Origin of the sequence: Micromonospora echinospora (genome assembly GCF_014203425.1) — a bacterium.
Classification (GTDB): domain Bacteria; phylum Actinomycetota; class Actinomycetes; order Mycobacteriales; family Micromonosporaceae; genus Micromonospora; species Micromonospora echinospora_A.
On the sequence record NZ_JACHJC010000001.1, the window covers coordinates 4,674,741 to 4,694,427 of the forward strand.

Below are 19,687 nucleotides of genomic sequence, written 5' to 3' on the forward strand. Positions count from 1 at the left end.
GCCGGTGCGCCCACGTTAGGAGTTCGAGTGTGCTGGAGGTCAACCGTCGGCGGCGGGTTCCGCGCTGCCGGCGAGGTAACCGGCCGCCTGCAATTCGAACAGCTCCCGGTAGAGCCCGCCCTCGGCCATCAACGTGTCGTGGTCGCCTGACTGCACGAGCCGGCCGTGGTCCATCACGAAGATCCGGTCGGCGTGCCGCACGTTCGCCAGCCGGTGGGTGATCAGCACGACGGCCCGGTCCGGGTGCCGCCGAAGGTGCTGGAAGAGGGCGTGCTCGGCACGCGCGTCCAGGGCGGCGGACGGTTCGTCGCAGATCAGCAGCCGGGCGTCACGGTAGAGGCCGCGCGCGGCCACCAGCCGCTGCCACTGCCCGCCGGACAGGTCCTGACCGTTCTTGAACTGCCGGTCCAGCAGTGTCTCGTACCCGAACGGCAGCTCGCTGATCATGTCGTGGGCGGCGGCGTCCCGGGCGGCGGTCTCCACGCTGGGGCCGGGCCCGTCGGCGCGGTCGTGGCGGCCGACGCGGATGTTCTGCCGGGCGGTGAACGGGAACTTCCACCAGTCCTGGCTCATCACCGCGACCTGCGCGGCGGTCTGCCGTGGGTCCAGTTCGGCGGCGTCCACGCCGTCCCAGCGGATCGTGCCGCCGGTGGGGCGGTAGAGGCCGGCGATCAGCTTCGCGAGCGTGGTCTTGCCGGAGCCGTTCTCCCCCACCAGCGCGACCACCTCGCCGCGCCGGACCGTCAGGCTGACCTCGTCGACCGCCGCCGTGTCGGTGTCCGGGTAGCGCAGGCTGACCCGCTCGACGTCGATCCGCGTGAACCCGTCGACCGGGAGGTGACCGCCGGCCGGGATCCGCCGGGTGGCCCGGTCGAGGAAGTCGCGGTAGTCCTGGTAGTAGAGGGCGTCCTCGTAGAGCGAGTTGGTGGCGAAGATCGCCGTACGCAGGCTCGTCCGCGCGGACTGGAGCGCGAGCAGCGCGGTGGCCGCCGCCGCCAGCGCCACCACGCCGCCGACCAGCAGCGCGCCCAGCACCACGTAGAGGCCGAACGTGGCGACGCCGGTGATGGACAGGCCGATCGCCCGGGTGACCGTCTGCGCGCGGGCCAGGCGCAGCTCAGCACGGGTCTCCAGGCGCGTCATGAGGTGGTATTCGGAGAGCAGGAAGTCGCGCATCTGGTACGCGCGGATCTCGGCCGCGGTGTGCCGGTTGGCCATCAGGTCGCCGAGCATCCACTTGCGTCGCCGCCGGGTGATCCGGGCGAGCCAGTCGACGTGCTGTCGGCGGGCCATCCGTACCGCGGTCACCGCCTCCGGCGCGGCGGCGACGACCAGGCAGGGCAGCAGCAGCGGGTGGATGATCGTCACCGCGGTAGCCGTGGCGATCACGCCGACCACACCGGTGACCAGGTTGACCGTGTCGTTGACCAGGGAGCCCGCCTCGGCAAGCCCTCGGTCGCGGGCGCGGTCCATCTCCTCGGCGAAGCCGGCGTCGTCGAAGGCCGCCAGTTCCACAGCGGACGTCGTCTCGAACAGCCGCCGCTCCACCGTGAAGTTGATCCGCGGTACGAGCCGGGCCTGCGCCCATCCGGCGGCGATGGTCAGCGCTCCCCGCCCGGCCACGGCGGCCGCCGCCACCGCCAGGGCGGGCAGCGCGGCCCGGATCCGGTCCGGTGTCGGGCCCGCCGCGAACAACTGGTGGAGTACCCCGGTGGTGGCGAGCAGGCCCAGCGTGGTGAGGACACCGGCGGCGACGTTGAGGCCCAGCGAGGCGGCGGTGTCGCGGCGGCTGGTCGCCCAGGCGAGGCTGATGGCCTCGCGGATCAGCGCGGGCAACCGGCGCGCCACCGACCAGAACCCGGTGTGGGCAAGTTCGGTGGCCCGGTGCATCCAGTGCGGATCGACGAGCTCGGGCAGGGTCGTCTCCCCTGCCGGCTCCTCCGGGTCGGACGGCGGACGAGGACGGATCACCCCGGCCATGGCACCCCCTCGACGCGTTCGGGCAGCAACGCTGGATACTACGGTCCGCTATCGAAGGATGTCATTGCGTGACCGGCGTGTCGTACAGACGTCCCAACGGCGTGTCCGAGGGCGGCGGACGGAAAGAACCGCCCGCACGGTGGTCGCCGCCGGGTCGCGTCGCGCGCGGCCGGTCCGGGTGGCAGGCTTGTGGGGTTCGCCGGCGCAGGCCGGCCGACCACCCGTCGTGAAGGAGAAGATCGACCCGATGGCTGTGGACGTCACCACCACGGACGAATGGCAGGCGCTGCGCAAGCACGCCGAGGCGATGCGCGGCACGCACCTGCGTGACCTGTTCGCCGCCGACGGGCAGCGGGGTGAGCGGCTCACCGGTGAGGTCGCCGACCTGCACGTGGACTACAGCAAGAACCTGGTCACCGACGAGACGATCGCGCTGCTGGGCGCGCTCGCCGAGCGGGTCGGGCTGGCCGACCGGATCGCGGCCATGTTCGCCGGGCAGCACATCAACGTCACCGAGGACCGGGCCGTGCTGCACACCGCGCTGCGCCTGCCCGCGGACGCCTCGCTCACCGTGGACGGCCAGGACGTGGTCGCCGACGTGCACGCCGTGCTGGACCGCATGTCGGCGTTCGCGCAGCGGGTGCGCTCCGGCTCGTGGCGGGGCCACACCGGCGAGCGGATCACCACTGTGGTGAACATCGGCATCGGCGGGTCGGACCTCGGGCCGGTGATGGCGTACGAGGCGCTGAAGGCGTACCGGGACGCTGGCATCAGCTGCCGGTTCGTATCCAACATCGACCCGACCGACATCCACGACAAGACCGCCGACCTGGACCCGGCGAGCACGCTGTTCGTGGTGGTCTCCAAGACGTTCTCCACCCAGGAGACGCTCGCCAACGCCGACCAGGCGCGGCGCTGGCTGCTCGCCGGGCTGGACGCGGACGACGACGCGGTGGCCCGGCACTTCGTCGCGGTCAGCACCAACGAGCAGCGGGTCCGGGACTTCGGCATCGACCCGGAGAACATGTTCGGCTTCTGGGACTGGGTGGGCGGACGCTACTCGCTGCCGTCGGCGGTCGGCCTGTCGGTGATGCTGGCGATCGGGCCGGACCGCTTCCGCGAGATGCTGGCCGGCTACCACGCTGTCGACGAGCACTTCCGGTCCGCCCCGGTGGAGCGCAACGTGCCGGCGCTGCTCGGCCTGCTCAACGTCTGGTACACCGACTTCCTCGGCGCGGAGACCCACGCGGTGCTGCCCTACTCGCAGTACCTGCACCGGTTCCCCGCCTACCTGCAGCAGCTCACCATGGAGAGCAACGGCAAGTCGGTACGCGTCGACGGCTCGCCGGTGACGTACCCGACCGGGGAGATCTTCTGGGGTGAGCCGGGCACCAACGGCCAGCACGCCTTCTACCAGCTCATCCACCAGGGCACCCGGCTGGTCCCGGCGGACTTCATCGCGTTCAGCCGGCCCAACCACGACCTGGGCGACATGCACGACCTGTTCATGTCGAACTTCTTCGCCCAGACCGCCGCGCTGGCGTTCGGGCGGACCCGGGAGCAGGTGGAGGCCGAGGGCACCGCGCCCGAGGTGGTGGCGCACCGGGTGATGGCGGGCAACCACCCGACCACGTCGATCCTGGCGCCGAAGCTCACTCCGTCGACGCTGGGCCAGCTGGTCGCGCTCTACGAGCACATCACGTTCACCGAGGCCGCGATCTGGGACATCAACGCCTTCGACCAGTGGGGTGTGGAGCTGGGCAAGGTGATGGCCAACGAGCTCGCGCCGAAGCTCACCGGGCCGGACCCGGACCTGGCCGACGTGGACACCTCGACCGCCGAGCTGATCCGCCGCTACCGGGCCGAGCGCGGCCGGAGCTGACCGCGTGCCCGTGGCGTCCCGCGCGTACCGGGCGGGACGCCACGGGTCAGCGGCGCAGCAGGTCGGCGTGCGCGGCGCGCAGCCGGATCAGCCCCGGGTCACCGGCCGGGGCACGGCGGTCCAGCTCGGCCCACGCCTCGGCCAGCGCGTCGGCGAGCGCCCGCAGCTCGGCGGCGTGCCGCCGGCCGGACTGCTGGTGCAGCTCCTCCAGGCGACGGGCCCAGCCGGCGCTGATCGCGGCCACGCGGTCGGCGTCGGCGCGCGCCTGGGCCCCGGTGCGGGCGGCCGGCGCGGGCACGATCGCGGCGATCGGGCGGGGATCGCCGTCGCGGGTGACGAGGGTGACGGTGTCGGTCAGCTCGGCCAGGGAGACGAGCTGGGTGAGCCGGGTGCGGACCTCGCGCAGCGGCAGGGCGCGCGGCTGCGGGGACCGGTCGGCCAGTGCGGGGACAGCCATGGACACATGTTCACGTCCGGGTACGACAGTTTCAGCGGTCAGGCCGTCCACTCCGGCGCCAGCACCGACCAGACCTCCATGTCGGCGCGGCCCTCCGGCGTCGCGGCGGCCCCGCGCAGGACGCCGTCGCGGCTCATGCCGAGCCGCCGGGCGACGGCGATGCTGCGGTCGTTGCCGGCCTTCGTGACCCACTCGACGCGGTGGATGCCACGCTCCCGCACCGCCCAGTCGATGACGAAGCGGGCGGCGCGGGTGACCAGGCCCTGCCCCTCGGCGCCCGGTTCCAGCCAGCAGCCCGCCTCGCACACCCCGCGCGCGGTGCTCAGCGACACGAACAGCACGCCGCCGACGAGCGTGCCGCGCTGCCAGATGCCCCAGAGGCCGCCGTCGTCGCGGGCCCACCGGTCGGCGTACGCCTGCAGTACCTTGCGGGCCGACTCGGCGTCGGTGGCGACGAAGGACGCGCCGACCCACGGCGAGATGTGCTCGCGGCAGCGGTCGAGGTTGGCCAGGAACTCGTCGGCGTGCCAGGGCGACAGTGGACGCAGCTCGGCGTCGTCGGTGAGGGCGTGGGCGAACATCCGAGGAAGCTAGCAGGACCGTCGCGCTTTTGTCGGTCGGTCCCTCTACGGTCTGCGCCGTGAACGCCGTTCAGACGTACCGATACCTCCAGCCGTCCGCGCTGCGCACCGCCGGTCTCGATCTGCAGACCTGCGGCGGCCCGGCGGCCAACCCGCGCTTCTTCGCCGGGTTCCTCACCGCCCCGGCCGCGGCGGCGGCCGGGCTGCTCGCCGTCGCCGAGGTGGCCCGCACCCGCTACCACCAGCCGGTCAACCCGGCCAGCCTGGATCCGGTGGTGACCGGCAGCCGGGGCCGCCTGCGGTTCGAGTCGTTCTCCGGCTGCTGCGGGGTGTACGCGCGGATGGACGTGCTGCCGGCCGGGCTGGACGGGGAGATCAGCGGCCACGGCACCACGAACGTGGACGTGAACCCGCCGCTGCGGGAGGCGCTGGCCCGGGTGGGCGGCATCGAGCCGCTGCACGTGGCGGTCGGCCCGGACGACCTGACGGTCTCCACCATGGACGGCTGCGTGGTCGAGCGGAAGGTGCCGCTGCCCGGCCGCTGGCTGCGCGGCTTCGCCGAGGTGCACGTGCTCACCGCCGGCTTCGAGCCACGCGCCGAGATCCCGGCGACGGAGGCGGCGGCGTTCCTGCGCCGGCTGCCCGCCGCGAACGACCGCAGCGTGCTGTGGGCGGTGCCCGCCGGGCGTACGCTGCGGCTGACCTCCCGCCCGGCGCCGGGCGCGGTCTGCCTGGCCGGCGCGGGCCGGCTCGCGGCGCTGCGCGGCGTGCTGCGGCACGCGCGCACGCTGCGGGTGTACGGCCCGGCGGCGCGGACCGGCTCCCCCGCCGTGCCGAGCACGTGGGAGCTGGACACCGGGGCGCTGCGGGTGTCGCTGACGCTGTCCCCCGAGCCGTATCGGGGGTTCTCCGGTGAGGGCGCGGCGCTGGCGGCGCTCGCCGGTGACGACGTGGTCGACGACGCGGAACTGGTGGGCGCGCTGCTCAACTGGGATCCGACGATCGACGTGGCCGCGCTGGCCGACGCCGCCGCGCTGCCCGACGAGCGGGTGCGTGCCGCGCTCGCCCAGCTGGGCACCGCCGGGCGGGTCGGGTACGACGTGGCGGACGGGGCGTACTTCCACCGGGTGATGCCCTACGACGCGGGCCGCGCGGAACGGGACAACCCGCGCCTGCTCGGGGCGCGGGCGCTGGTCGAGCGCGGCGCCGTCGAGCGCGACGGCGAGGACGCGACGGTACGCACCGACGCCGAGGTCTACCGGGTACGCCGCCACCCGGACGGCGCGTACTCCTGCACCTGCCGCTGGTGGGCGCGGCACCGCGGGCAGCGAGGGCCGTGCCGGCACGCGCTGGCCGTGTCGATGGTCGCGGCGCCGGTGGAGGCGCTGTCGTGACCGGCTTCGTCGAGGCGGTGATCAGCGGCGGGATGTCCGAGGTCCGGTCGGCCCTGGCCGGGTTGGACGAGCCGGCCCGGCGGGCGCTCGGCGACGAACTGGTCGCCGAGGTGCGCCGCAGGCGGGACGCCTGGTGGTGGCAGGGCGAGGCGGCGACGCTGGCGGTGGCCGCGGTGGGGACGCTGAGCACGCCGACGAAGGTGGCCGCGCTGCTCGGCCGCCGCTCGGTCTGGCTGAGCGGCGTCGACGCCGCGCCGGTGGTCGACGTCGCCCGGGAACGCGGGGTGACCTGGCTGGCCGACGTGGCGTACAAGCTGGCCGACCGGCTGCCCCGGGACCGGATGGTCGCGGGCTGGCGGTTCGTCGCCGGTCTCCTGCTGGCGGAGAAGGCGCCGCCGCCGACCGGGGACGACTTCGTGCGTGGCTGGGCCGCGGCGCAGGGCTGGCCGGCCCCGCGCGGGACGCGCCTGCCGACCGTGGACCGGCTACGCGCGGACCCGTTCCTTGACGCGCTGCTGCCGCGCCTGTTCGAGGTGGACAGCGTGGGTACCGAACTGGCCCGCGGCGACGGCGCGGGCACGGACTCGCATGCGCTGCCCCGGGCGCTGGCGGCGCTGGCGGCGGAGGGCCGGCTCGACCGGGCGGTCCTGCTCAACGGCGTGCTCGGCCGGCTGCTGCGCGGCGACCGGCCGGGCGCGCTGCGCCCGTTCCTGGCGCTGCACGACCTGCTCGCGCCGGCCCCGGACGAGGTGGCGGTGCGGTCGAACGCCTATCTGCGGCTGCTCACCGACGGGCCGGGACCGGTGGCCCGCGCCGCGCAGCGGACGCTCCGGGAGGCCGGCGACGCCGCCGAGCCGGAGGCGTTGTGGGAGGCCGCCCGGACGGTCCTGGCCCGGCCGGAGAAGGCGCTGGTCCGGGCGCAGGTGTCCTGGCTCGACCGGCTGGCCCGGCAGCACCCGGATCAGGCCGCGGAGATCGGCGCGGTGCTCGCCGTGGCGGCCGACCACCCGGACGCCGGCCTGCGCGAGCGCGCGCTGACGCTGGCGCAGCGCCACGGTCACCGGCCGGTGGCCGTGGCCACAGTGGTCGAGGCCCGCGACGACCTGCCGCCACCACTGCCGGCAGCGGCCGCGCCGCCGCCTATCGACGACGTGGACGAACTGGTGGAGGAGGTCGCCGCGGCCCTGCGCGGGCAGTGGCCGACAGCGGTTCTCGAACGGGTCGTGGACGGCCTGGTGCGGCTGGGCACCCGCGAGCGCGACCGGGTCGCGGCGGCGCTGGGCCCGGTGCTGCGCCGAGCGCAGGTGACCGAGTACCACCAGACCTGGGCCCGGTTCCTCCCCGCTGCGCAGGTGAACGGGTTGCTGCTGGCCGCCGCCGGGATCGGGGACGCCACGCGCCGCCGGGACCACTGGGCCTCGGTGCTGGCGACGTCCCGGTCCGCCGAGGCGGCATCCGGGCGTCCCGCACCGATGTGGCTCTACCGCCTGCGCCTGGCCGAGGCCGGGCAGCGGCTGGATGGTCACGACGATCCCGGGCTGTTGTCCGCGCCCACCTCGGCCACCGGGGCGATCGAGCCGCAGGTGCTCTACGAGCGGCTGGCGGCGCTCGGCGCCCGGCCGTACTGGCAGTGGGACTGCGGGCAGGCGTTCCTGCGCCTGCCGGCCGACGTCGACGAGCCGCTGGCGGCACGCGCGGAAGCGCTCGGCACGACGGCCGGGATCGAACTGGCGGCCTGGCTGCGCGGCGAGATCGTGCCGGTGCCGGCGCAGGAGGTGGTGACGGTGGGCCGGCGGGAACGGTCCCGCGGACACGACTGGATCTACGACTCGCTGCCGGAACGACGCCGGCTGGTCGCGCTCACCCCGTCGGCCGACGTGGACGACCGGTTCGGCCTGATCACCCTGACGCCCCCGACGATCGGCACCCGGATGTTCGGTGCCGGCGACCTGTGGCCGGCCGTGCTGCCCGGGCACCGGGGCGTGGTCGCCGCCCAGGTACTCCCCGAACTGGCCATGGCCGCACAGGAGGATCTCGGCGGACGAGGGCCGGTGCTGCTGGCGCTCGCCGAGTGCACAGGCGCGGGCGGGCCGGCGCTGGACCTGGCCGTGGCGTACGGGCTGTGTGCCCGGCACGAGGCGGACCGGGTCGCCGCGCTCGACGCCCTACTGCTGCTGGCCGCCGCCGGTGACCTGGACGCCCCGGCGGTCGGCGGGCACCTGGGCGAGATCGGAGCGCAGGGACAGGTGATCCTCACCCGGGCCGTCACGCCGCTGCGGGACGCGCTGGCGGCGGGCGCCCGGCTGAGCGTCTGGCGGCTGCTCGCCGCGGCGTTGCCGCCGCTGCTGGCCGGGCCGACGCCACCCCGGGGCACGCCGGACCTGCTCGCGCTGGCGGCGGAGGCGGCGACCGCGACGGGGATCCGGATCGAGGTGCCCGGACTGGCCGACGTGGTGGCCCGGGGCGGCGGCAGCCGGCTGGTCGCCGAGGCCCGCCGGCTCGCCGGCGTCCTGGCCGTCTGAACCGGCGCCTCGCCACCCAGGCGGGCTGCGGGCCGGCGTGCGGACGTGCGCCGGCCCGGCCGTCAGGCACGGCACCCCAGCCCGGCTGTCAGGCGCGGCGCGCCGGGGCGGGTTGTCAGGCGCGGCGCGCCGGGCGGCGGGTGAGCGCCACCCCGAGGGCGATCATGCCGACGCCGAGGAACAGGTGCAGCCAGTTGTCGGCGCCGTTGAGCGGCACGAAGTTGGCGCCGCTGTCGTGGTCGATCACCAGGCCGTAGAGCCAGAGCACCAGGTAGATGGCGCCGCCGCCGATCAGGTACGCCCGGGCGCCGGAGACCGTCCGGGACAGCGCCAGCCCGGCGACGCCGAAGAGCAGGTGCACGATGTTGTGCAGGACCGACACCTGGAAAAGGCCCAGCAGCTTCGCCCGGGACTCGTGCCCGGCGAACATCATCGTGTCGTAGTTCGTGGTGATGCCGGGGATGAACCCCAGCACGCCCACCACCAGGAAGACGATGCCGACCACCTGGGCGGCCCGGCGTACCGGGGACGCGGGGGCGGTACGGGCGACGCGGGAAGAACCGGCCATGACTGACACCTCCGTTGGCGAAGTCTTCCGCGCTGACGGCGGCCGGCGAGCGGAATCCGTCCGGATCCCCGGATCGAGATCAGCGGTTCAGCCGGGCGGGCAGGTATCCGCGCAGCGCCTCGAACTGCGCCACTGTCAGGTACGAGGGATTCGCCGCCTGCGGCTGCCGGAGCACCTCGGCACCGGCCAGCCGCGGGTCGGCGCGCAGCACCTCGCGGCGTACCCGCAGCGGCTCGTCCAGGATCGTCAGGTCCAGCGGCGCGGTCCACGCCTCGCCCGGCGCGCCCGGCTGCGGCGCAGCGGCGATCCGCCCGACGCCCCAGACGCCGTACGGCGCCCGGCCTTTGCTGCCGCTGGCCCAGAACACCACCGGCTGGCCGGCGCGCATCAGGCGTACCCGGTAGCCGGGGCGCACGCACCAGCCGGTGACTCGCGGGTCGGCGGCGAAGCGGGCCGCCAGGTCCACCGCGTCCGCGTTGCCCTTGATCAGCCAGGCGCCGAGGTCGTCGACTGTCACCCGCCGGTCGCTCATCCGCCCATTCTGCGGTCCGCCCGGGCGTGGCGCCGGACGACGGCGGCGGGGCGGGCCGGGCCGGGGCGGGGCGGGGCGGGGCGGGGCGGGGCGGTCAGATGATCAGGTGGGTCCAGTAGGTGAGCCACACCGCGAACAACGCGCCCTGCAGCAGCGCCAGCGCGGCGGTGAGCCAGCCGTCGAGACCGGGCCGGCGGGCCCAGCGGGCCAGCACGAACGCGACCGGGAACGCGGCGAGCAGGTAGCGCAGGAGGCTCTTGTACACCGGCGGCCCCATCGACAGCGGCACCAGCACCACGACGAGCGTGTAGACCAGGTACGGCCAGTCGGCCCGGCGGCGCAGCCCGACGACCGCCACCACCAGTATCGCCACCGCGATCCAGACCCGCAGCGCGTCGGCCGAGTTGCCGCCGGTCAGCGCGGACACCGCCGTCGCGACCGGGTTCTGCAACCGGATCCCCCAGCCGGTCTCCTGCGTGTGCTGGTAGGCGAACCAGTCCCCGCTCTGCCAGCGGCAGAACGCCATGAACGTCAGCCAGCCCGCCGGGACCAGCACCAGCGGCCACCCCTCGCGCAGCAGGCGCGGCCACGCGCGGGGGCCGGCCCGCCAGCCGTGCTGGCGCAGCAGCACCAGCGCCAGCGGCGCCACCACGAGGAAGCCGACCGAGCGGCTCATCGCCAGGAAGTAGCCGACCACGCCGACGACCAGCCAGCGGCGTCGTTCGGCGTACCAGAAGGTGGCCAGCGCCAGACAGACGAACAGCGACTCGGTGAGCGCCGCCTGGAACAGGAACGCCGTCGGCAGGAGCAGCAGGTACCGGACCGCTCGCCGGCCGTCGGCCGGTCCCGCGCCGCCGAGCAGCCGGCCCCCCAGCCGGTACGCGAAGTAGAGCTGGAACAGCAGCGCCACGTTGCTGACCAGCAGCAGAGCCCAGGCGGTGTGCCCGCCGAGCAGCGGCGCGAGCGGCCGGGCCAGGAACGGATAGAGCAGCGGGAAGCCGAAGTCCGGCCACGGCCGGTCCAGCGGCAGCCGGGCCAGGTGCTCATAGAGGAACGAGTCCCAGGCGAACCAGAGCGAGAACCAGCGGTGCGACGAGATCGCGTCCTGCTGCTCCCGCATCCCGGTCTCGCCGGGCGGCGGCGCGCCGGGCACTCCGTCCCAGGCGGCCAGCACCAGCACGCCGAGCAGGCTGAGCACGAGCTTCGAGCCGACGAAGACGGCGAACACGAATCCCCACGGCTCGGGCAGCCGGCGGACGACCGGAGTCCTGCGCGACCACCACCGGGTACGCCCGGAGCGCGCCCCGTCGGCAGGGCCGGCCGCGCGGTCGGGTTCGGCCGCGCCGCCGGGATCGACCCGCCGCTCCTCCGCCATCGCGCTCCCACCGGTCCGCCCCTGGCCGACGTGCCCGGCCGGGAAACCCGGCCCGCATTCCCCATCCGGCCCCACCCACACCCGTCCGGCCCACCCACACCCGTCCGGCCCGCCCGTGCCCGCGTCGATCATGAGGTTGGCGGCGACAAATCGGACACCGATCGCCGTCAACTTCATGATCGACAGGGCCGGGCCGGGGGCGGAGGGCGGGACGGGGTGGGGCGGGCGGTGAGAGGGGGCGGGCGGTGGGTCGGTGCGGGCGCGCAGGTGAGGACGCCGGCAGGACGGGTATGCGCCGTGCCGCATCGGGAAGCTGGCGGCGGGGGGCGCGGACGGCATGGGTGACGGCGACGGAACCGTGATCATCGGGGCGGGGCCGGCCGGGTTGACCGCCGCGTACGAGCTGCTGCGGCACGGCGAGCCGGTCCGGGTCTACGAGGCCGACGACGTGGTGGGCGGGATCAGCCGGACCGTGGAGCGCGACGGCTGGCGCTTCGACATCGGCGGGCACCGCTTCTTCACCAAGGTGTCCCGGGTCGAGGACTTCTGGCACGAGATCCTGCCGGACGAGGACTTCCTGCTCCGGCCGCGGATGAGCCGCATCTACTACCGCGGGGCGCTGTTCGACTATCCGCTCAGCGCCGGCAATGCGCTGCGCAACCTCGGCCTGCTGGAGGCGGCGCGCTGTCTGGCCTCGTACGGCCGGGCCCGGCTGCGCCCGCCTAAGGACCAGTCGCACTTCGAGGGGTGGGTGTCGGCCCGGTTCGGCTGGCGGCTCTACTCGATCTTCTTCAAGACGTACACGGAGAAGGTCTGGGGGATGCCGGCGGACCAGTTGCAGGCCGACTGGGCGGCCCAGCGGATCAAGAACCTGTCGCTGGCGACCGCGATGCGCAACGCGCTGCTGCCCCGGCGCGACCGCACGGACGTGACCAGCCTGATCGAGGAGTTCCAGTACCCGAAGCACGGCCCCGGGATGATGTGGGAGCGCTGCGCCGAGGAGGTCGGCCGGCGCGGCGGCACGGTACGCACCGGCGCCTGGGTGACCGAGGTGCGGCGGGACCCGGCGGCCCGGCGGGCGACAGCCGTGACGCTCGTCGACGCGGACGGCGAGCGGACCGAGCCCGCAGGTCATGTGATCTCCTCGATGCCGATCTCGGCGCTGGTGCGGGCGATGCGCCCGGAGGCGCCGCCCGAGGTGCGGGCCGCCGCCGACGACCTGCGGTACCGGGACTTCCTGACCGTCGCGCTCGTGGTGCCGGCGGAGTTCTCGTTCCCGGACAACTGGATCTACGTGCACGACCCGGCGGCGCGGGTGGGCCGGATCCAGAACTTCGGCTCCTGGTCGCCGTACCTGGTCAAGGACGGGCGGACCTGCCTGGGGCTGGAGTACTTCGTGTTCGAGGGCGACGAGATGTGGCGGACGCCGGACGCCGACCTGGTCGCGTTCGCCACCGCCGAGCTGGAGCGGCTGGGCCTGGTGAAGCCTGGCTGCGTGGAGGCCGGTTACGTGGTCCGGATGCCGAAGGCGTACCCGGTCTACGACGAGCGGTACCAGCGCAACGTCGACGTGATCCGGGGCTGGCTGGCCGCGAACGTGCCGAACGTGCACCCGGTCGGGCGCAACGGCATGCACCGGTACAACAACGCCGACCACTCGATGCTGACGGCGATGCTGACCGCCGAGAACATCGCGCACGGCGCGGAGCACGACGTCTGGACCGTCAACGTGGAGCAGGACTACCACGAGCAGCGCAGCCCGTCGCGGCACGGCACCGGCCGGGACGCGCCGGTCGTCCCGGCCCGGCGGTAAGGCGCTGGGCGTGAGGGTGGTCATAACCGCTGGACGACCGCCACGGCGGTGCTGCTAGCCTTCTGGGCAGGTCATGAGCGCCAGCGTCAAGCCCCGGCTCGCTGGCCGGCAACCCTCCTCCGCGGTGGGGTGCCCCGGGTGAAGACCAGGCACCGGCAGCCGCCGGTGCAAGCGTGGCCTGGCACCCAGGTCAGCACCAGACCAGGGAGACCGATGTCCGTACCACCTTCCACCCCCTCCGGCGACGTCGCCGCGTACCCGGCCCGCTTCGCGCTGGTCAAGCGCCGCCACGTCGACCTGATGCGGGTGTGCAGCGACGCCTGTCGCCTCGCGCGCTGAGCTAGCGCCAACCCCCTCTTCCCGATCCACCCTTCTCCGGCCCGGCCGTCTGTCCGGCGGGCCGGCGCCGACGCGCACCCCGCGCGTCCATCCACTCTGGAGAGACATCGTGCGTTTCCGTACCGTCCTGACCCGCGCCGTCGCCGTCGGCGCGGCGGCTCTGCTCGCCGTCACCGCGCTCACCGCCTGCGGCGGCGACGACACCGACGCGGCCGACAACCCGTACGGCCTGCTCCAGCCCGGCGTGATCCGCGCCGGCACGCTCACCGACGCCCCGCCGAACGTCTTTCTCAAGGACGGCAAGTTCACCGGCTTCGACAACGAGCTGCTGCGTGCCGTGGCCGGCAAGGTCGGCCTGAAGGTGGAGTTCGTCGGCACCGACTTCTCCGCCCTGCTCTCCCAGGTCAACAGTGGCAAGTTCGACGTGGGCAGCTCCTCGATCACGATCACCGAGGCCCGGAAGAAGACTGTGGACTTCGGCAACGGCTACGACTTCGGCTACTTCGGCCTGGACGTGCCGGCCGGCTCCGCGCTCACCGGCTTCGACCAGCTCGCCGGCAAGCGCGTGGTGGTGGTGCAGGGCACCGTGCAGGACGACTACGCCACCAGGCAGAACCTCGACCCGGTGCGCGTGCCCGACTACAACAGCGCGATCAACCAGCTCAAGGCCGGCACCGCGGACGCCTGGATCGCCCCGGCGGAGATCGGCGACAAGTCCGCCGCGGACAGCAACGGCAAGATCAAGGTCGCGGCGAAGCAGCTCAGCCCCACCCCGACCGCGTTCGCGGTGGCGAAGGGCAACGACAAGCTGCGTGAGGCGCTGAACAAGGGCCTGGACGAGGTGATCGCCGACGGCACCTGGACCCGCCTGCAGGCGGAGTACTACCCGGGGCGGCCCGTCCCGGCCGACTTCAAGCCCGGCAGCGGGTCGGTCGCGGCGCCGGCGCCGTCGGCCGCCTCCTGAGCCGGTAACCGAGCACGAGCAGGGCGGACGGAGCGGACATGGACCCACTGAGCACCCTCTGGGAGACGTTCTTCGACTGGGAGTCGATGCGCGAGGCGCTGCCCGAGATGGTGACCGTCGGGCTGCCCAACACGCTCACCCTGGCGGTCTCCGCCGCCCTGCTCGGCTCGGTGCTGGGCATGCTGCTGGCCGTCGCCGGCATCTCGCGTACCCGGTGGTTGCGGTGGCCGGCGCGGATCTACACCGACGTGTTCCGCGGCCTGCCGGCCGCGGCGACCATCCTGCTCATCGGCGTCGGCCTGGCGCCGCTGGGCATGCAGGTCTGGGGCCCGAACCCCTATCCGCTGGGCGTGCTGGCGCTGTCCTTGATCGCCGCCGCCTACCTCGGCGAGATCTTCCGGGCCGGCATCCAGAGCGTGGAGGCCGCCCAGCTGGAGGGCGCGCGGGCGCTCGGCTTCTCCTGGGGCGAGGCGATGCGCCTGGTGATCATTCCGCAGGGCGTACGCCGGGTGCTGCCCGCCTGGGTCAACCAGCTCATCTCGCTGATCAAGGACTCCAGCCTGGTCTACTTCCTCGGCCTGCTGGCCAGCCAGCGGGAGCTGTTCCGGGTCGGGCAGGACTACGCGGCGAACACCGGCAACCAGTCCGCGCTGCTGCTGGCCGGGCTGTTCTACCTGACGCTGACCGTGCCGCTGACGCACGCGGTCAACTGGCTGGACCGGCGGCTGCGGCAGGGCCGCCCGGCCGCACCGCCCGAGCCCGAGCCCGAACCCGATGCCGAGCCGGTCGACCTCACCCCGTCCGGGAAGGACCCGCGATGACCACCACCACCTCGGTCAGCCTGGCCGTCCGCGACGTGCACCTGGCCTTCGGCGCGCACCGCGTGCTGCGCGGCGCGGACCTGGACGTGGCGCGCGGTGGCGCCGCCTGCGTGATCGGCCCGTCCGGCTCCGGCAAGTCGACACTGCTGCGCACGATCAACCGGCTGATCGAGCCGGACCGTGGCGACGTGCTGCTGGACGGCCGCAGCGTGCTGCGCGACGACCCGGACGCGCTGCGCCAGCGCGTCGGCATGGTGTTCCAGCAGTTCAACCTCTTCCCGCACCTGAGCGTGCTGCGCAACGTCACGCTGGCGCTGCGCAAGTTGAAGAAGCTCGACGAGGACGAGGCGGTGGCGCTCGCCCGCGCCCAGCTCGACCTGGTCGGCCTGGCCGGCAAGGCCGATTCGCGGCCGGCGCAGCTGTCCGGCGGTCAGCAGCAGCGCGTGGCGATCGCGCGGGCGCTGGCGCTGCGCCCGCAGGTGATGCTCTTCGACGAGGCCACCAGCGCGCTGGACCCGGAGCTGGTCAAGGGCGTGCTCGCGGTGATGGCCGACCTCGCCGCGGCCGGCATGACGATGGTCGTGGTGACGCACGAGATGGGGTTCGCGCGCAGCGTCGCCGACACGGTGGCGTTCATGGACGCCGGGGTGGTGCTGGAGTCCGGCCCGCCGGAGGCGGTGTTCGAGGCGCCGGAGCACCCGCGGCTGCGACGCTTCCTGTCCCAGGTGCTCTGACGCGCGCGGAAAGCTCGGAGCGCCCCCTCAGCCCTTCACCGCGCCGATCAGCACGCCCTTGACGAAGTGCCGCTGGATGAACGGATAGACGGCGACGATCGGCGCGACGGTCAGCACCACGACCGCCATCTTGACCGCCTCGGTCGGCGGCATGGTCACCCCGCTGCTGCTGCCGGAGGTGTGCGGGGCCTGCCCGGCCAGCAGGTAGCTCTGGAGCACCCGCTGGATCGGGTACATGTCGTTGCGGTCGATGAACAGCAGCGCGTCGAACCAGACGTTCCAGTAGCTGACCGCGTAGAACAGGCCGACCACGGCGATCACCGCGCGGGACAGTGGCAGCACGATGCGCGCGAGCGTACGGAAGTCGCTCGCGCCGTCGATGCGGGCGCTGTCCAGCAGCTCCGACGGGATGCCCTGGAAGAACCCGCGCACCACGACCAGGTTGAACACGCTGATCGCCGGCGGCAGCACCAGCGCCCAGATGGTGTCCTTCAGACCCAGGCCGGTGACCACCAGATAGCGGGGCACCAGCGGCGGGTAGACCAGGAACGGGATCAGGAAGTACGCGAGCAGCCAGCGGTGCCCCAGCGAGCCGGGCCGGGACAGCCCGTACGCGGCGAGCACGGTGACCGTCAGCGCGATGGCGGTGCCGATCACTGTGACGAGCGTGCTGATCCACAGCGCCCGGGTCACCGCGCCACCGGCGAAGATGGTCTCGTACGCGGACGTGTCGACGCCCCGGGGCACGACCACCATGCCGCCGGCCCGGGCGATGGTCTCCCGGGAGGAGAGGCTGGTCACCAGGATCACCCAGAGCGGGAACAGCACGCCCGCCACCAGCACTGTGAACGCGACGGCCTTGAGCCCCTGCCCGAGCGGGGTGGGCGGCTCCTGCCACACCGGCCGGCGGCTTCGGTTGCCGGACGTCCGGCGGATGAGCGTGGTCATGACTTCGAGTAGATCCCTCGTTCGCCGAGCATGTGCGCCACGCGGTTCGCGGCCAGGATCAGCACCAGCCCGATGACCGCCTTGAACAGACCGGCCGCGGCGCCGTACCCGTAGTTCCCGGTGGCGATGGAGAAGTGGTAGACGAAGGTGTCGAGCACCTCGGCGGCCTGCCGGCCGACGGCGTCGCGTTGCAGCAGGAACTGCTCGAAGCCGACCGAGAGCGCGTCGCCCAGGCGCAGGATGAGCAGCAGCACGATCACCGGGCGCAGGCCGGGCAGCGTGATGTGCCACAGCCGCCGCCACCGGCCGGCGCCGTCCGCGGCGGCGGCCTCGTAGAGGTTCTGGTCGATGGTGGACAGCGCGGCCAGGAAGACGATGGTGCCCCAGCCGACGTCCTTCCACACCGCCTCGACGGTGACCAGCACGATGAACGTGTCCGGGTTGGTCATCACGTTCCAGGGTTGCATCCCGGCTTCGCGCATGGTCTGGGCGAGCAGCCCCGCGCCGCCGAGCATCGCCACGAAGAACGTGACCACCAGCACCCAGCTGAAGAAGTGCGGCAGGTAGACGACGGTCTGGATGAGCCCGCGCAGCCGGCTGGACAGCAGGTTGTGCAGCCCGATGGCCAGCAGGATCGGCAGCGGGAAGAAGAAGACGAGCTGGAACGCGGTGATCGCCAGCGTGTTGCGGAACGCGTCCCAGAACGCCGGGTCGTCGAACAGCAGCTGGAACTGGCCGAAGCCGATCCAGTCGCTGTGCGCGAACGCCTGCCACGGGTTGTCGCCCAGGTAGGGGTTGTAGTCCTGGAACGCGATGATGTTGCCGGCGATCGGCAGGTAACTGAAGACCAGCAGGATTCCGAAGCCGGGCGCCACCATCGCGAGCAGTTGCCAGTCCCGGCGCAGCCGGGTGCGCAGCGGCACCCGGCGGCGGGACGGACGGCGGCGGGGCGGGCGGCCCGGTGGGGCCGGGGCGTCCGGCCGGGCCCGCTCGGGCCCGGCCAGGACGGCCGGCTCGCTCATCGGCCCGCCTTGGGCAGCGAGTCGGCGAGCAGCTTGCGGGCCTCCTCGCCGCCGTTCGCCTTCCACTCCGCGACGATGGCGTCCACGTCGCTCAGCGGGCGGCGGCCGCGCAGCACGTCGGTGAACTTGTCCTCGGTGGGCACCTGGTTGGCCTTGTAGGCCGCGGGCATCTCCAGCTTCACCCCGGCCCACGGGTTGGGCTCCATGTGCTTCACCATCTCGTTGGAGTACGCGAGCACGTCCGGCACGAACCGCGGGGTGTCCGGGAACGGCCCGATGGTGGGGTTGCGGCCGCTGATGAAGAAGTACTGGTTGGCGATCTCCTTGAACGCCAGGTCGGTCTTGACCGGCCCGTTCGGCGACGGGTTGTGGTGCTTGCCCGCGACGCCGAAGTCCCGCAGCTGCGCCTCCTGGCTGCCCAGCGGCGCGGAGCACCAGTTGATGATCCGCAGCAGCTCCTGGACCCGGTCCTTGCCGAGGCCCTTCTTGACGAACGTGTAGGAGATCGGCTCGTCGTCGCCCCAGACCAGCGGGGCGCCGCCGGTGGCGGAGAAGATCGGCACCGGCTGGATGTTCAGCCGGGGGTTGGTCTTCTGGTGCTCGGCCTGGGCGCCCTGCCAGAAGCCGACGCCGTCCTGGAGGAACACGATCGCGCCGTTCTTGGCGAACAGCTGCTTGGCGTCCGCGCCCCTGCTGGCCACGATGTCCGGGTGGACCAGGCCGTCCGCGTAGATCTTGGCCACCACCTCCAGCGCGCGGCGGAACTCCGGGGTCTCGTACTTGAACTCGGGGGTGCCGTCAGACTTGACCCGCCATCCGCCCTTGTGGCCCGGCACCCGGTGGAACATCTGGATCATGGCGAAGACGTCGTTGAACGCCCACACCTTGCGCGCCGGGTCGGTCACCTGCTTGGCCACGGCGAGCAGGTCGTCCAGGTTCGCCGGTACGGCCAGGCCGCGCGCGTCGAGGATGTCCTTGCGGGTGAACAGCGCCCACGGGAACGGCCCGTCGGTGGGGTTGGGCACGGACATGAGCCGCTCGTTCCACACCGCCCGCCGCCAGGCCCCGGTGGGGAAGCTCGCCAGCATCGGGTACGCGGCGGCGGCGTCGCCGCTGAGATGGTCGGTCAGGTCCTCGAAGAGCACCTTGATGGCGTCGGCGAAGCGCGGGATCTTCTCCACCTCCCACCACGGTACGCACAGCAGATCCGGCACGTCGCGCGCGCCGAGCATCGCGTTGAGCTTGTCGGCGTACGTGTTGCCGTCCTGGGTGGTGAAGCTGACAGGGGTGCCCAGCTCGGCGTTCACCGCCTGGAGGTAGGCGCTCTGCGCGACGCCGGGCGGCGCCGGGCCCCAGGCCGGGGTCATCGCGGTGACCTGCTTGCCGCTGGTGCCGGGCTTGTCGGTGACGGCGTCGACGAGGCTGGCCGGGTAGCGGGTGTAGCCGTCGGGCACCGGGCGGGTGCCCACGATGTCGGGCTTGACGCCGCCGGGCAGGTCCTTGTGGGTGGGCAGCACGCCGGAGACGGCGTCGAGGTTCTGGGCGGCGCCGGAGCCGGCCGGCTTCTCGGAGCAGCCGGCGAGCAGCGGGCCGGCGGTGGTGGCGGCCACGCCGAGGCCGACCAGGCCGAGGAAGCGACGGCGGGAGGAGCCCGGGTCGGGGTGGTGCGTGGTCATCGGTCCCCCTTCGGGAAGGGATGCGCAGTGGATTAGTTCGTATGGATGGTCAACAAACTAATCACGACCGTGAGCTTGC

17 protein-coding genes and 1 riboswitch are annotated in these 19,687 nt (G+C 73.4%); of the genes, 8 read left to right on the plus strand and 9 right to left on the minus strand.

Annotation, left to right across the window (positions count from 1 at the left end):
• Nucleotides 1-39: 39 nt before the first annotated feature.
• On the minus strand, nucleotides 40-1,980 hold the full coding sequence (locus FHU28_RS21765; protein WP_184686343.1) for an ABC transporter ATP-binding protein: 1,941 nt from the start codon (nucleotides 1,978-1,980) through the stop codon (nucleotides 40-42).
• Between the two features lie 247 nt (nucleotides 1,981-2,227).
• Between FHU28_RS21765 and pgi the strand changes: the two genes are divergently transcribed.
• Entirely contained in the window at nucleotides 2,228-3,862 is a 1,635-nt protein-coding gene (pgi, locus tag FHU28_RS21770) for a glucose-6-phosphate isomerase (RefSeq protein ID WP_184689774.1), read from the plus strand.
• Between the two features lie 46 nt (nucleotides 3,863-3,908).
• On the opposite strand, the gene FHU28_RS21775 is transcribed toward pgi, so the two are convergent.
• On the minus strand, nucleotides 3,909-4,319 hold the full coding sequence (locus tag FHU28_RS21775; RefSeq protein ID WP_184686344.1) for a type II toxin-antitoxin system Phd/YefM family antitoxin: 411 nt from the start codon (nucleotides 4,317-4,319) through the stop codon (nucleotides 3,909-3,911).
• Nucleotides 4,320-4,357: 38 nt separating this feature from the next.
• Complete coding sequence (locus FHU28_RS21780) at nucleotides 4,358-4,900, minus strand: GNAT family N-acetyltransferase (protein WP_184686345.1); 543 nt, start codon at nucleotides 4,898-4,900, stop codon at nucleotides 4,358-4,360.
• Nucleotides 4,901-4,959: 59 nt separating this feature from the next.
• Between FHU28_RS21780 and FHU28_RS21785 the strand changes: the two genes are divergently transcribed.
• The gene (locus tag FHU28_RS21785) at nucleotides 4,960-6,294 is read left to right on the plus strand and encodes an SWIM zinc finger family protein (RefSeq protein WP_184686346.1); all 1,335 of its coding nucleotides are present in this window, start codon (nucleotides 4,960-4,962) and stop codon (nucleotides 6,292-6,294) included.
• Nucleotides 6,291-8,816 carry a hypothetical protein gene (locus FHU28_RS21790; protein ID WP_184686347.1) on the plus strand — a complete coding sequence of 842 codons (2,526 nt, stop codon included), beginning with the start codon at nucleotides 6,291-6,293 and terminating at the stop codon, nucleotides 8,814-8,816. The genes FHU28_RS21785 and FHU28_RS21790 overlap by 4 nt, the downstream gene beginning before the upstream one ends.
• 115 nt (nucleotides 8,817-8,931) lie before the next feature.
• On the opposite strand, the gene FHU28_RS21795 is transcribed toward FHU28_RS21790, so the two are convergent.
• From FHU28_RS21795 to FHU28_RS21805, 3 genes are all read right to left on the minus strand, one after another.
• On the minus strand, nucleotides 8,932-9,384 hold the full coding sequence (locus FHU28_RS21795; RefSeq protein WP_151499938.1) for a DUF4383 domain-containing protein: 453 nt from the start codon (nucleotides 9,382-9,384) through the stop codon (nucleotides 8,932-8,934).
• A gap of 79 nt (nucleotides 9,385-9,463) precedes the next feature.
• The gene (locus FHU28_RS21800; RefSeq protein ID WP_184686348.1) at nucleotides 9,464-9,916 is read right to left on the minus strand and encodes an EVE domain-containing protein; all 453 of its coding nucleotides are present in this window, start codon (nucleotides 9,914-9,916) and stop codon (nucleotides 9,464-9,466) included.
• Nucleotides 9,917-10,010: 94 nt separating this feature from the next.
• Nucleotides 10,011-11,291: a hypothetical protein gene (locus tag FHU28_RS21805; protein ID WP_184686349.1), complete on the minus strand. Its 1,281-nt coding sequence runs from the start codon at nucleotides 11,289-11,291 to the stop codon at nucleotides 10,011-10,013.
• Between the two features lie 337 nt (nucleotides 11,292-11,628).
• On the opposite strand from FHU28_RS21805, the gene FHU28_RS21810 reads away from it, so the two are divergent.
• The 5 genes from FHU28_RS21810 to FHU28_RS21825 all read left to right on the plus strand — a co-directional run bounded on the left by FHU28_RS21810 (nucleotide 11,629) and on the right by FHU28_RS21825 (nucleotide 15,962).
• Nucleotides 11,629-13,104 (plus strand): NAD(P)/FAD-dependent oxidoreductase, encoded by a 1,476-nt coding sequence (locus tag FHU28_RS21810; RefSeq protein ID WP_184686350.1) that lies wholly within the window; start codon nucleotides 11,629-11,631, stop codon nucleotides 13,102-13,104.
• A gap of 69 nt (nucleotides 13,105-13,173) precedes the next feature.
• A riboswitch (SAM riboswitch) is annotated at nucleotides 13,174-13,284 on the plus strand.
• A gap of 33 nt (nucleotides 13,285-13,317) precedes the next feature.
• On the plus strand, nucleotides 13,318-13,443 hold the full coding sequence (locus FHU28_RS32790; protein WP_255358569.1) for a hypothetical protein: 126 nt from the start codon (nucleotides 13,318-13,320) through the stop codon (nucleotides 13,441-13,443).
• Nucleotides 13,444-13,552: 109 nt separating this feature from the next.
• Complete coding sequence (locus FHU28_RS21815; protein WP_184686351.1) at nucleotides 13,553-14,407, plus strand: ABC transporter substrate-binding protein; 855 nt, start codon at nucleotides 13,553-13,555, stop codon at nucleotides 14,405-14,407.
• 38 nt (nucleotides 14,408-14,445) lie between these two features.
• Entirely contained in the window at nucleotides 14,446-15,228 is a 783-nt protein-coding gene (locus FHU28_RS21820) for an amino acid ABC transporter permease (protein ID WP_184686352.1), read from the plus strand.
• Entirely contained in the window at nucleotides 15,225-15,962 is a 738-nt protein-coding gene (locus tag FHU28_RS21825; RefSeq protein WP_073828334.1) for an amino acid ABC transporter ATP-binding protein, read from the plus strand. The genes FHU28_RS21820 and FHU28_RS21825 overlap by 4 nt, the downstream gene beginning before the upstream one ends.
• 27 nt (nucleotides 15,963-15,989) lie before the next feature.
• Here the strand turns inward: FHU28_RS21825 and FHU28_RS21830 are convergent, their stop codons facing one another.
• From FHU28_RS21830 to FHU28_RS21840, 3 genes are read right to left on the minus strand one after another with little or no spacing between them, the layout of a single operon-like run.
• Nucleotides 15,990-16,910, minus strand: coding sequence for a carbohydrate ABC transporter permease (locus tag FHU28_RS21830; protein WP_184686353.1), 921 nt, complete (start codon nucleotides 16,908-16,910; stop codon nucleotides 15,990-15,992).
• Complete coding sequence (locus FHU28_RS21835; protein ID WP_184686354.1) at nucleotides 16,907-17,932, minus strand: ABC transporter permease; 1,026 nt, start codon at nucleotides 17,930-17,932, stop codon at nucleotides 16,907-16,909. The genes FHU28_RS21830 and FHU28_RS21835 overlap by 4 nt, the downstream gene beginning before the upstream one ends.
• The gene (locus tag FHU28_RS21840; protein WP_184686355.1) at nucleotides 17,929-19,608 is read right to left on the minus strand and encodes an extracellular solute-binding protein; all 1,680 of its coding nucleotides are present in this window, start codon (nucleotides 19,606-19,608) and stop codon (nucleotides 17,929-17,931) included. Before FHU28_RS21840 ends, FHU28_RS21835 begins: the two co-directional genes overlap by 4 nt.
• Nucleotides 19,609-19,687: the final 79 nt, after the last annotated feature.

Bases quoted from the DNA above. Each gene is read 5' to 3' on its own strand.
- FHU28_RS21765 (WP_184686343.1), bottom strand. From the start codon at position 1,980: ATGGCCGGGGTGATCCGTCCTCGTCCGCCGTCCGACCCGGAGGAGCCG.
- pgi (WP_184689774.1), top strand. From the start codon at position 2,228: ATGGCTGTGGACGTCACCACCACGGACGAATGGCAGGCGCTGCGCAAG.
- FHU28_RS21775 (WP_184686344.1), bottom strand. From the start codon at position 4,319: ATGGCTGTCCCCGCACTGGCCGACCGGTCCCCGCAGCCGCGCGCCCTG.
- FHU28_RS21780 (WP_184686345.1), bottom strand. From the start codon at position 4,900: ATGTTCGCCCACGCCCTCACCGACGACGCCGAGCTGCGTCCACTGTCG.
- FHU28_RS21795 (WP_151499938.1), bottom strand. From the start codon at position 9,384: ATGGCCGGTTCTTCCCGCGTCGCCCGTACCGCCCCCGCGTCCCCGGTA.
- FHU28_RS21800 (WP_184686348.1), bottom strand. From the start codon at position 9,916: ATGAGCGACCGGCGGGTGACAGTCGACGACCTCGGCGCCTGGCTGATC.
- FHU28_RS21805 (WP_184686349.1), bottom strand. From the start codon at position 11,291: ATGGCGGAGGAGCGGCGGGTCGATCCCGGCGGCGCGGCCGAACCCGAC.
- FHU28_RS21810 (WP_184686350.1), top strand. From the start codon at position 11,629: ATGGGTGACGGCGACGGAACCGTGATCATCGGGGCGGGGCCGGCCGGG.
- FHU28_RS32790 (WP_255358569.1), top strand. From the start codon at position 13,318: ATGTCCGTACCACCTTCCACCCCCTCCGGCGACGTCGCCGCGTACCCG.
- FHU28_RS21820 (WP_184686352.1), top strand. From the start codon at position 14,446: ATGGACCCACTGAGCACCCTCTGGGAGACGTTCTTCGACTGGGAGTCG.
- FHU28_RS21825 (WP_073828334.1), top strand. From the start codon at position 15,225: ATGACCACCACCACCTCGGTCAGCCTGGCCGTCCGCGACGTGCACCTG.
- FHU28_RS21830 (WP_184686353.1), bottom strand. From the start codon at position 16,910: ATGACCACGCTCATCCGCCGGACGTCCGGCAACCGAAGCCGCCGGCCG.
- FHU28_RS21835 (WP_184686354.1), bottom strand. From the start codon at position 17,932: ATGAGCGAGCCGGCCGTCCTGGCCGGGCCCGAGCGGGCCCGGCCGGAC.
- FHU28_RS21840 (WP_184686355.1), bottom strand. From the start codon at position 19,608: ATGACCACGCACCACCCCGACCCGGGCTCCTCCCGCCGTCGCTTCCTC.